The 11,148-nt window shown below is 69.0% G+C and carries 9 protein-coding genes and 1 pseudogene; 6 read left to right on the top strand and 4 right to left on the bottom strand.

Features of this window, described 5'->3' with window-relative positions:
• A pseudogene (locus ACFWPJ_RS13640) lies at window positions 1-589 on the top strand (alpha/beta hydrolase); the annotation flags it as partial.
• Window positions 590-623: 34 nt separating this feature from the next.
• Window positions 624-1,505 carry a 16S rRNA (adenine(1518)-N(6)/adenine(1519)-N(6))-dimethyltransferase RsmA gene (rsmA, locus tag ACFWPJ_RS13635; protein ID WP_378850750.1) on the top strand — a complete coding sequence of 294 codons (882 nt, stop codon included), beginning with the start codon at window positions 624-626 and terminating at the stop codon, window positions 1,503-1,505.
• A gap of 290 nt (window positions 1,506-1,795) precedes the next feature.
• On the opposite strand, the gene ACFWPJ_RS13630 is transcribed toward rsmA, so the two are convergent.
• Window positions 1,796-2,002, bottom strand: a complete 207-nt coding sequence (locus ACFWPJ_RS13630) for a heavy-metal-associated domain-containing protein (protein WP_378850747.1) — start codon at window positions 2,000-2,002, stop codon at window positions 1,796-1,798.
• Window positions 2,003-2,178: 176 nt separating this feature from the next.
• Between ACFWPJ_RS13630 and ACFWPJ_RS13625 the strand changes: the two genes are divergently transcribed.
• Window positions 2,179-3,114 (top strand): 4-(cytidine 5'-diphospho)-2-C-methyl-D-erythritol kinase, encoded by a 936-nt coding sequence (locus ACFWPJ_RS13625; RefSeq protein ID WP_378850755.1) that lies wholly within the window; start codon window positions 2,179-2,181, stop codon window positions 3,112-3,114.
• A 215-nt stretch (window positions 3,115-3,329) separates the two neighbouring features.
• On the top strand, window positions 3,330-5,120 hold the full coding sequence (locus tag ACFWPJ_RS13620) for an ABC-F family ATP-binding cassette domain-containing protein (protein WP_378850744.1): 1,791 nt from the start codon (window positions 3,330-3,332) through the stop codon (window positions 5,118-5,120).
• Window positions 5,121-5,206: 86 nt separating this feature from the next.
• Here the strand turns inward: ACFWPJ_RS13620 and ACFWPJ_RS13615 are convergent, their stop codons facing one another.
• On the bottom strand, window positions 5,207-6,049 hold the full coding sequence (locus ACFWPJ_RS13615) for an Abi-alpha family protein (RefSeq protein WP_378850742.1): 843 nt from the start codon (window positions 6,047-6,049) through the stop codon (window positions 5,207-5,209).
• Window positions 6,040-7,314, bottom strand: a complete 1,275-nt coding sequence (locus ACFWPJ_RS13610; RefSeq protein ID WP_378850739.1) for a DUF445 domain-containing protein — start codon at window positions 7,312-7,314, stop codon at window positions 6,040-6,042. Before ACFWPJ_RS13610 ends, ACFWPJ_RS13615 begins: the two co-directional genes overlap by 10 nt.
• Window positions 7,315-7,695: 381 nt before the next feature.
• Here ACFWPJ_RS13610 and ACFWPJ_RS13605 point away from each other — a divergent pair, with 381 nt between their 5' ends.
• Both ACFWPJ_RS13605 and ACFWPJ_RS13600 read left to right on the top strand, forming a co-directional pair.
• Window positions 7,696-8,571 (top strand): Abi-alpha family protein, encoded by an 876-nt coding sequence (locus tag ACFWPJ_RS13605; RefSeq protein ID WP_378850736.1) that lies wholly within the window; start codon window positions 7,696-7,698, stop codon window positions 8,569-8,571.
• A gap of 290 nt (window positions 8,572-8,861) precedes the next feature.
• Entirely contained in the window at window positions 8,862-9,383 is a 522-nt protein-coding gene (locus tag ACFWPJ_RS13600; protein WP_378850753.1) for a nuclear transport factor 2 family protein, read from the top strand.
• Window positions 9,384-9,405: 22 nt separating this feature from the next.
• Here ACFWPJ_RS13600 and ACFWPJ_RS13595 read toward each other — a convergent pair whose 3' ends face one another.
• Window positions 9,406-11,046 (bottom strand): peptide chain release factor 3, encoded by a 1,641-nt coding sequence (locus ACFWPJ_RS13595; protein WP_378850733.1) that lies wholly within the window; start codon window positions 11,044-11,046, stop codon window positions 9,406-9,408.
• Between the last annotated feature and the right edge of the window lie 102 nt (window positions 11,047-11,148).

The following is an 11,148-nucleotide window of genomic DNA, read 5'->3' as shown; positions in this document are numbered from 1 at the left end:
GGCGCTGAGCACCGCCCACGTGAAGCAGATTTACGCGCCCGAGCTGGACTTCCGCGTGACCGTCGCCGTGGACGCGGCCTCCGATGTGGAGAAGGTGCTGCCGTTCGTCGGTCCCGAGCTGCCGGAGATCCCGGTGCTGTCCTCGGCTACCTCGTTCGTCGTCAGCATCCTGGCCGGGCTGCGCGCCACCCATCCCGAGGCCGATGTGGACTCCTACCTGACGCCGCTGGGCCGCTCGCTCGTCGACGCCGCGGGTGACCGGTGCCTGGACGAGATCATCGCCTCGGTGAAGGGCCTGTCGGCGCGTGATCTGCTGGCGCGCCCGCTCGCCGGGCTGCGCGACGTGCTCGCCGCCTACATGACCCTGCCGACCAGCGGATATGACGCGCCGATCCTGCTGACCATGAACGTCACCGACACGATCGTGCCGTCCCCGCTGCACGCCGCGCTGGTCGCGCAGTTCGCGGCCAACGGCGTCGACCAGCAGGTGGTCCCCGGAAATGGTCAGCACGGTTCGATATCGCCGGAGCAGCGCGCGGCGATCGACGCCTTCCTCGCCCGTGTCCATGCCGCCCCGCCGCAGCGCTGAGCTGCTCGATCGGCCGGGTTGGTAGGTTCTAGCGGTGCCCGAACCAGAGATTCCCGCGCGCGGTAGCGCCGCACTGCTCGGTCCCGCCGAGGTGCGGACGCTGGCCGAGCGTTTCGGCGTCCGGCCGACCAAGCAGCTCGGGCAGAACTTCGTGCACGACGGCAATACCGTGCGCCGCATCGTCGCCGCGGCCGGCGTCGGCGCGCAGGACGCCGTGCTCGAGGTCGGGCCGGGTCTCGGCTCGCTGACCCTGGCGTTGCTCGATGTGGTCGACCGGGTGGTCGCGGTCGAGATCGACCCGGTGCTGGCCAAGTATCTGCCGGAGACCGTCGCCGATCGGGCCCCCGGTCTGGCCGACCGCTTGCAGGTAGTCGAGGCCGACGCCCTGCGGGTGCGCCCCGACCAGTTGCCCGTGATGCCGACGGCGCTGGTGGCGAACCTGCCGTACAACGTGGCCGTCCCGGTGCTGTTGCACCTGCTCGCCGTGCTGCCGAGCATCACGGTGTCGCTGGTGATGGTGCAGGCCGAGGTCGCCGACCGGCTCGCGGCCGAACCGGGTAGCCGGGTGTACGGCGTGCCGAGCGTCAAGGCCGGTTTCTTCGGCAAGGTGCGCCGGGCGGGCGCGGTGGGCACGCAGGTGTTCTGGCCGGTGCCGCGCGTCGAGTCGGGCCTGGTTCGCGTCGATCGCTACGCCGAGCCGCCGTGGCCGATGGACGAGGCGCATCGCCGTCGCGTGTTCGAGGTGATCGACGCCGCGTTCGCGCAGCGCCGAAAGACGTTGCGCGCGGCCCTGTCCGGGTGGGCGGGTTCTCCCGCTGAGGCGGAGCGCAGGCTGGTGGCGGCGGGGATCGATCCCACCGCGCGGGGCGAGACGCTGGATACGGCGGCTTTCGTCCGCCTGGCGGCGCAGAGCTGAATCGCCGGTTCCCGCATGGGAACCCGCAGTACACCGGCTGTTCACCGCCCCACTGAATCAGGGCTTGTGAAAGCAATTGTGGACAACCGGTTTTCGCCGCTGCCGGAGTTGATCATGGTCTGTGGGCCGCGTAGCCGGTAGCGGGTGAATATCCGCTCCGTCACCCACGTTGGCGCAGATGTGGATGGCGCTGTGGATGATTCGCGGCGCCCGCGCGGTGGATGAACCGCTGGTGAACGCGCGTGCGGCCCGCGCCGAGGGCGCGGGCCGCGGATGACTTCGCGGTGGTGTCAGCGTGCCAGTTCGTAGCCCGCCTCGTCGACGGCGGCCGCGACATCGGTCTCGGACAGCTCGCTCGCGCTGTCGACGCGAACGAGGCCGCTCGCGAGGTCGACGTCGACGCTGGTGACGCCGTCGATCTTGCCGATCTCCTGCTTGACCGAACTCACGCAGTGTCCGCAGGTCATCCCCGTGACGGTGTAGGTGGTGGTGGCCATGGCCGACTCCTTCGCTGTTCGATCATACGGTCCTGGGGTATGTCCCCGACATGAATGAACATACCCCCCATGGGTACCTTGCGCAACCCCGTCGTGCGCCGGTGTGCGCGGGATCGCCTTTCGGGGAGGGATTCGGCATGCGTACTCGTCGGGGTAACCGGTTACGCTTGGTGATCGTGCTGTCAGTTGTGCCCAGCCCGGTCGTCGTGCGCGCGCCTTCGAAGGTGAACCTGCATCTCGGAGTCGGTGATCTGCGCCCGGACGGTTATCACGATCTGACCACCGTCTTCCAGGCGCTGTCGCTGTCCGACGAGCTCGAACTCGCCCCGTCGGCCTCGCTGACCGTGCGGGTCAGCGGCGAGAGCGCCGCGGAGGTGCCCACCGACCGGACCAACCTGGTCTGGAAGGCCGCGGTGCGGCTGGCGCATCTGGCCGGGCGCGCGCCCCGGGTGGAGATCGCGATCGCCAAGGGTATTCCGGTGGCGGGCGGCATGGCGGGCGGCAGCGCCGACGCGGCCGCGACGCTGGTCGGCCTGAACGAGCTGTGGGACCTCGGCCTCGGCCGCGACGAGCTCACCGCGGTGGCCGCCGAACTCGGCAGCGATGTGCCGTTCGCCCTGCACGGCGGCACCGCACTCGGCACCGGTCGCGGCGAACGGCTGCTCCCGGTGTTGTCGCGCAATACGTTTCACTGGGTGCTCGCGCTCGCCAAGGACGGCCTGTCCACCCCGTCGGTGTTCCGCGAACTCGACCGGCTGCGCGCCGAGGGCGATCCGCCGCGCCTGGGTGACCCGCAGAAACTCATGCAGGCGCTGGCCGCGGGCGATCCGCACACCCTGGCGCCGCTGCTCGGCAACGACCTGCAGGCCGCCGCGCTGTCGCTGAAGCCGGAACTGCGGCGCACGCTGCGGGCCGGTGTGGGCGCGGGCGCGCTCGCTGGTCTGGTGTCCGGGTCAGGGCCCACCTGCGCGTTCCTGTGCGAGACCGAAGAGGCCGCGATCGCGGTGGCGGCCGAACTGGCCGGTGCCGGGGTGTGCCGCAGCGTGCGCACCGCGAGCGGGCCGGTGCCCGGTGCGCGGGTGCTCGACACGGAGACGCAGGCCAAGCGCTGATCGCAGCCACCTGAGCCTGGGCCGGAGCCGCAGGGGACAGAACAGCCAGCGGCCGGTCCTCTATGATCGCTGTCAACAGATCTCGCATGGACATGGGTAACTCGCCGGGGACGGGCTAACTGATCCAGCAATCCAACCTCAGCCGCCGACGCGCCGCCTCCCCGCGCCTGAGTCTGGCCAAAAGTCGGGGGGTGGCGGAACGGCGAGCAACACCTATGTCCAACCTGATCAACCTCGAACAGGTCTCCAAGAGTTTCGGCGTCAAGCCGCTGTTGGACGACGTCTCGCTCGGTGTGCACGCGGGAGAGCGGATCGGGGTGGTCGGTCTCAACGGTGGCGGCAAGACAACGCTGCTCGAGGTGCTGACCGGGCTGGAATCCCCCGACAGCGGCCGGGTGAGCCGCGTCGGCGGGCTGCGGATGGCCGTTGTCACCCAGCGTGGCGTGCTGCCCGACGGTGCCACCATCGGTTCCATCGTGCTCGCGGGCCTGTCCGACGACCTGTCGACCGCCGACATCGCCGAACACGAGTGGGCCGCCGACGCCCGCATCCGCTCGGTGCTCGACGGCATCGGCATCGCCGACCTCGGCCTCGACACCCCGGTCACCAACTTGTCCGGTGGCGAGCGCCGTCGCGTCGCGCTGGCCGCCGCGCTGGTGCGCGACCTGGACCTGCTCGTCCTCGACGAGCCGACCAACCACCTCGACATCGAGGGCGTGCAGTGGCTGGCGCGGCACCTGGTGGATCGGCGCACCGCGCTCGTCGTCGTCACCCACGATCGCTGGTTCCTCGACACCGTCGCCACCCGCACCTGGGAGGTCGTCGGCGGCAAGGTGGAGACCTACGAGGGCGGCTACGGCGACTGGATCTTCGCCCGCGCCGAGCGTGCCCGTCAGGCCGACGCCACCGAGTCCCGCCGCCAGAACCTCGCCCGCAAGGAACTGGCCTGGCTGCGCCGCGGCGCCAAGGCCCGCACCTCCAAGCCGCGCTATCGCGTGGAGGCCGCCGAGGCGCTGATCGCCGACGTGCCGCCGCCGCGCGATTCGGTGTCGCTGGCCGCGTTCGCGCGCAAGCGGCTCGGCCGCGTGGTGATCGAACTCGAGGACGCCACCCTCACCACCCCCGACGGCCGCGAGCTGGTCGGCGACCTGACCTGGCGGCTCGCGCCGGGCGAACGCGTCGGCCTGGTCGGCGTCAACGGCTCGGGCAAGACCACCCTGCTGCGCGCGCTGGCCGGTGACGTCGAACCCGCCACGGGCAAGCGCATCCAGGGCCAGACCGTGCAGATCGGCTGGCTGCGCCAGGAACTCGACGACCTGCCCACCGATATGCGGGTGCTCGAAGCTGTCCAGCAGATCGCCCAGCGAATCATGCTCGGCGACAAGGAGATCTCGGCGGGCCAGCTGGCCGAACGGCTCGGGTTCACCCCCGCCCGCCAGCGTACCCCGGTCGGCGACCTCTCCGGTGGCGAACGCCGCCGCCTGCAGCTGACCCGCATCCTGATGGCCGAACCCAACGTCCTGCTGCTCGACGAGCCGACCAACGACCTCGACATCGACACCCTGCAGCAGCTCGAAGACCTGCTCGACAACTGGGCGGGCACGCTCGTGGTCATCAGCCACGACCGCTACCTGGTCGAGCGCATCTGCGACTCCACCTGGGCCCTGTTCGGCGACGGCAAACTCACCAACCTGCCCGGCGGCATCGACCAGTACCTCACCAAGCGCGCCACCCTGGCCACCGCGGCCAAGCCGGCCACCGCGAAACCGGCGGCAGCGACCACGGATTCGGCCGATCGCCGCGCCGCCCGCAAGGAACTGTCCCGCTTGGAGCGCACCATCGCCAAGCTCGACGAGCGCGAACAGAAACTCCACGTCGCCCTCGCCGACGCCGCCACCGACCCGGACAAGCTGGTGAAGCTGGGTGGCGACCTGAAAGAAGTCGTCGCCGAAAAGGAAGCGGCGGAAGAACGCTGGATGGAGCTTGCAGAACTGGCCGAGAACTAGGCCCGGGCATGCGCTGAGCATTCACTGAACGCTCAGACGGTCACGATTTCGACCGATCGGCGGGATAGTGAACGTTCAGCGCGGTCTTAGGTCGCGGTTTCGCGGCCGTCGCTGATCACCACGGGCAGGCAGGTCTGGACGAAGTCCGAGCCGAACTCGGTGAGCAGGATGCTGCGGTAGCTCACCTTGGTGCCGAAACCGCGCTTCATGGCGTCGCGGACCTGTTCCTGGGCTTCGATGAGCTGGTAGCGGCTGGGATTGCCGACCGGTTCGCGGGTGAACTCGATGAGTCCGAGCCTGCGCAGGTTGGGCAGGTACTGCGGGACGCGGTTGGGGAAGCGCAGGCCGGCGTGCTCGCCGATCAGGGTCAGGCCGCTGATCAGGCGCTCGCCGCCGAAGGCGCGCTGACGGCCGGTGCGCACGTCGAGCGCGGGCTGCGGACCGTCGACGTGCATGAACCGCAGGATCCGCGCCTCGTCCGGGGTGATCTCGGCGAGGATGCCGGGGTAGGCGGGGTGCGTATCCGGCTGGGACGCTTGGGTACTGGCGGACAGGCGCAGCAGTTTGGCGCCCTGTTCGCGCAGGGTCGGCGTGCCGGGGTCGCTGTGGTGTTCGGCGCCGGTCGACAGGCCGAGCGCGTGCCGGAGCCGGTCGCGCACTTCGCCTTCGGCTTCGGCGAGGACTTCCTTGGGCGGGTTACCGGCGATGCTGCCGCGCAGGACGGTGACGGTCACCCCGAGCGCGGTGTCGAGGGTCCACAGCGTCATGCCGGAGGCCGCGGTGAGCGCGACCCGCGCGACACCGGTCGCTGCCCGCACCGTGCGCACCGGCGAGACGGGCAGCACGCCGCGTCTGTCGCCGGTGGTTTCTATCGCCGGTACCGGCCGTCGCACCAGCTCGGTGGACGGGGTCCCGTCGTCTACATCCATGTCGTCGCTACTCCTGTTCCGAAGACCAGGATGTGAGCGTATCCGGCGAGCAGCCCCAGCGCGCCGCCATGGACAAAAAGCAACCATTCGTCCTGTTTGATGGCCGAACGCAGCATGTCCACGAAGTCGTGCGGGGAAAGTGCGGACATTTGCCGGGCGATGTATTCGTTGACCTGCCTGCCCTGTTGGACGTTGAACGCGGGATCGGCGAAGGCCATCGGCGCGATCGTCATGGCCTCGGCGGTGATCGTGGACTGCAGCGAATCGTATTCGCGGCTGCCGAGCATGAATTTCACCGCGGGCCTTGCCGGGCCGAGCGCGCGGTCGGCGGCCGGGCGCAGGGTGTCCTCGAGCATCTGCAGGGTGCGGTCCGAGCGCGGGCCGTTGAGCAGTTCGTCGCCGATGTTGGCGACGGTGACGACCTCGGTGGAGACGAGTTCGGCGTAGCCCGCGGTGATCTCGGGCTGACGCTTGATCAGCAGGCCCTGCCGCCACGGGCACCACCACTTGGGCAGCGCGGGCGCGAAGATCATGTTGATGCCGACCCAGTTCACCACCCAGCCGATGATGATGCCGCCGATCGGCAGCACGATCAGCGGCGAGAGGCCGGTGGTGTGCAGCGCGAGGACCAGCAGCAGGCCGCAGGGCGCGCCGAAATAGAAGCCGAAGTTCTGCATGAACCGCAGTTCCTTGGCGCCGAGCACCTGGAACAACTGGTTGAGCAGTTGCGGGCGGGCCTGGAAGTAGCGGATGACCATCTGCTTCACATCGAGCAGCTGATCGATGTTGGTGCCGAGCTCGATGGTGAGTTCGCGCAGGACCTCCGGCAGCTGCGAGCGCACCCGCTGATGCACCATCTCGCGCACCTGGGTGGGCAGGTTGTACCAGAGCTGGGGGTGCTCGCGACGCAGGATCACCTCGACGATATCGCTGATCTGCGCGTCGGCGACCTCGGCCAGATGTTCGGCCAGCTTCTCCGGATCGAGCTCGCGGTAGAAGTCGGAGACGCTGCCCAGCTTGGACAGCCCCTTGTCGACGGCGATGCTGGCCATCTTGTCGGCGCGCGAAGGCACGATGCCCTGCCAGCCGATCCGGCCGTCATAGCTGAGCAGCGGCAACACCTGGATCCGCTTGGGCAGGTACGGGAAGACCGCGCGCAGGCCCGGCAGCTTGACGCCATGGAACTTGATCGGCTGGAACAGCATCAGAATGCCGGACCAGTTGGTGATGTAACCGATAATTCCTGTGAAAAGAGGAATGGTCACAATCTCGAGCAGGAGTGTCGGGTGCAACCCGAACACACTCTCCAACAACGACACCCTCCTGCCGTAAGCCGGTGACCACCTCCTTCACCGGCAAGCCAAAATTAGCACCCCCATGCCGAGGTGACCCTACTGTGAGGTGCGGAACTGGGTCCATTCGTCGTGCGCCAGGCCACAGGGTAGTGTCTGAGACATCAGTCACAGAACCTGTCCCGAATGCCGTACTCGCCCTCGCGAGTCGGAACAATGAGCACCACCACATTCGATGACAGGCCAGAATCGGCGCGTTCAGGGGGCGCGCTGCGTACGCGCTGTGCCTGAAGCGTGGTCGGGCAATAATCTGTGAGCGAGAAGTTCACACATGGCGAGACTTCGGAGTAGGACGTGACAGACGACAGGACCGGACAGGACCTGGCCCGTGCCGGTACCCGCGCCGTCGAGCGCAGCTCGGATGTCGAGCAGCGACAGATCAGCAACGAAGCCCGGTTGATCCGGGGCGTGTTCCGCGCCGCGGGCCTGGCCGCGGGCACCGCGGTGCGCGGCAGCCAGTGGGCCGTCGGCACCACCTACGAGGTGACCAAGGAACTGGCCCAGGCGGCCCTGGACGGCGAGTCCTCGGCCGATATCGCGGAGCGCACCGGCAACGCGCTGCGTTCCATCGCGCGCAGCGCGCTCGGCGTCACCGAGGGGTCGGTGCGCGAGATCGTCAGCTATGTGCCGACGCCCAACGGGTCGACCCAGCAGGCCATCACCGTCGGCCCGTACCTGCGCTCGGCCAGCACCGAGGACCTGCGCCGCCGCGGCGACGCACTGCTGGCCCGCTCGGCCGACGTGTACTTCACCGAGGACGTGCACCCGGCCTACGACCGCATCCTCGACGAGATCGCGCCCGACGAGGCCCGCATCCTGCGGTTCATGGCCCTCAACGGACCGCAGCCCTCGGTCGACGTGCGCACCAACCGGCCGCTCGGCATCGGCTCGGAGCTGGTCCAGGGCGACCTGACCTCGGTGCCGGAGCAGGCGGGCGTGCGCTACCCCGATCGGGCCCGCTCCTACCTGATCAACCTCAACCGCCTCGGCCTGACGTTCACCTCCGACGACCCGGTCGTGCTGAGCCGCTACATGGTGCTCGAGGTGCAGCCGGTGGTCGAGGAGGCGCTCAAGAAGGCGGGCCGCGCGCCCAAGATCGTGCGCAAGAGCCTGCGCCTGTCGGAGTTCGGCGAGGACTTCTGCCGCATCTGCTTCACGATCGGTAGCTGAGACAGCTCGGGGCGCCGGCGCCGGAGGTCACGCTCCGGTGTCGGCAGTGATAGCGATCTGATACAGATCGCGCACTACGCCCGTTTCAGTGGGATCGTGGAGGGATGGAGCAGGGGTCCGGATCACCGAACGACGTGCGGGTCGACGATCCTGTCGCGCCCGCATGGGAGCGGCCGGGGCCGTTGCTACCCGGAGGTGACGAACCACTGGTCGCCGGGCCGGAGACGGGGGAGGACCGGATGGCCGAGGAGTTGCCCGAGGACGCGCCCGACGAGCAGCCGGAACCGTTCGTGCGGCCGCCCGACCACCCCGACGACCTCATCGCGATCAGCAGGCTCAAGTTCCGCTACCTGCGCGCGCTGGACACCAAGTCCTGGGACGAGTTCGCCGACACGCTGATTCCCGAGGCGACCGCGACCTACAGCGAATACCTGCAGTTCGAATCGCGTGAGGCCTTCCTGGCCTTCCTGCGCAACACCCTCGGACCGCACGTCATCACCGAGCACCGCTGCGATCATCCGGAGATCGATGTCGACGGCGACACCGCGACCGGCACCTGGTACCTGGCCGACACGGTGATCATCCCCGAGCACAACATGTGCCTGCGCGGCGCAGCCTTCTACACCGACCGCTACGTCCGTTGCGAGGACGGGCACTGGCGCATCGCGCAAACCGGCTACGAGCGCACCTACGAGGTGACGCTCTCGCTCAGCGATCTGCCCAGCCTGCGCCTGACCGGGAGCCGCTGGGGAATTATCGCGCAGGAGAACCACATCTCCTCGGTGGAACGCAACCCCGGACCGGCCGCTTAAGCCGACTCAGACAGTTGACCAGTTAGTCGGCGGTCGCGACGAGAGGCTCCAGCGTGAGCTTCGGGTGTTCCTTCTCGATGTACTGCAGCCGCCACTTGTCGCTGAACAGGGCCAGGATCGCGCCGTCGGTGCGGGTGAACACCTCGACACCGCGCTGGCGATCCAACTCCGGCGCCGACTCGGCGTCAGTGCGCCGGGCCAGGGTGAAGGGCAGGAAATCCAGCTGGGTTTCCACAGTGAACTCCGCCTGCATGCGGGCGGTGACCACCTCGAACTGCATCGGGCCGACCGCGGCCAGCACCGGCGAGGCGTCACCGCGGGCGTCGTTGCGCAGCACCTGGACCACGCCCTCGGAGTCGAGCTGGTCGATGGCCTTGCGGAACTGCTTGTACTTGCCCGCGCTCTGCGCGCGCAGCGTAGCGAAATGCTCGGGGGCGAAGCTCGGGATCGGCGGGAACTCCACCTTCTTGTCCACGAACAGGGTGTGACCCGGCGCGAGCGCGGTCGCGTTCACCAGACCGACCACGTCACCGGGGTAGGCGGTGTCGACGGTGGTGCGCTCGCGGCCGAACACCGTCAGCGCGTACTTGGTGGCGAACGGGCGACCGGTCTGCGCGTGCGTCACGACCATGCCGCGCTCGAACTCGCCCGACACGATCCGCATGAACGCCAGCCGGTCCCGGTGCGCGGTGTCCATGCCCGCCTGCACCTTGAACACCACCGCGCTGAACGGATCACCGGTCTCGCGGTCCTTGCCCGCGACATCGGCCCGCGCGCCCGGCGCGGGCGCCAGCGCGACCAGCGTCTCCAGCAGCTGGCGCACACCGAAGTTCAGCATCGCCGACGCGTAGATCACCGGCGAGGTCTGCCCGGCCAGGAACAGCTCCTGATCGTGGTCCTGCCCGGTGGCCGAGAGCAGCTCACTCTCCTCGGCCGCGGTCGTCCACGCCTCGCCCTCGCGCGCCTCGGCTTCGGCCGGCGTCAGCGATTCCTCCGGCGCGATCGTCGCGCCACCGGCGGTACGAGTGAAGTGGATGTACTCGCTCGCCTCGCCCTCGGGACCGCGGCGCAGCAGGCCGCGGAAGTCACCCGCGATGCCGACCGGCAGGAACAGCGGGGTGGGAGTGAGGCCGATCCGCTCGCTGATCTCGTCGAGCAGCTCCAGCGGCGCCTGGCCGGGCCGGTCCCACTTGTTGATGACGGTGATGACCGGGATCCCGCGGTGGCGGCAAACCTGGAACAGCTTCAGCGTCTGCGGCTCGAGGCCCTTGGCGGCGTCGATCAGCATGACCGCGGCGTCGACCGCGGTGAGCACGCGGTAGGTGTCCTCAGAGAAGTCGGAGTGACCGGGGGTGTCGACCAGGTTGATGACATTGTCGACATCGGACCCGGCGGCACGGTAGTTGAACTGCAGCGCGGTCGAGCTCACCGAGATGCCGCGCGCCTTCTCCATCTCCATCCAGTCCGACACGGTCGACTTGCGGCCTGCCTTACCGTGGATCGCGCCCGCCTCGGAGATCATCTTGGCGTGCAGCGCCAGCGCCTCGGTCAGCGTCGACTTACCCGCGTCGGGGTGCGAGATCACGGCGAACGTGCGGCGGCGCGCGACCTCGGCGGGTAGTCCGCGCGGGGTGGGGGCGGCGCTATCTCCGGACTCGGTCAACGCAGAACCTTTCGCAAGTGGTCGGCAAATTCTATTGGAGCGCTGGCGCGCTCGAGGTCGCGGCCCCTCCTGTCCCGCCGATCAGCGACGGTTGCTTGCTCC

The sequence above is a fragment of the Nocardia sp. NPDC058497 genome (assembly GCF_042720195.1).
Lineage (GTDB): Bacteria > Actinomycetota > Actinomycetes > Mycobacteriales > Mycobacteriaceae > Nocardia.
Note: the sequence above shows the minus strand (reverse complement) of the source record. Positions and strands in the feature narration are given on the sequence as shown.

What these genes read in the sequence shown, in the direction of transcription:
- ACFWPJ_RS13620 (WP_378850744.1), top strand. Translation starts at nt 3,330, where the DNA reads ATGTCCAACCTGATCAACCTCGAACAGGTCTCCAAGAGTTTCGGCGTC.
- ACFWPJ_RS13615 (WP_378850742.1), bottom strand. Translation starts at nt 6,049, where the DNA reads ATGGATGTAGACGACGGGACCCCGTCCACCGAGCTGGTGCGACGGCCG.
- ACFWPJ_RS13630 (WP_378850747.1), bottom strand. Translation starts at nt 2,002, where the DNA reads ATGGCCACCACCACCTACACCGTCACGGGGATGACCTGCGGACACTGC.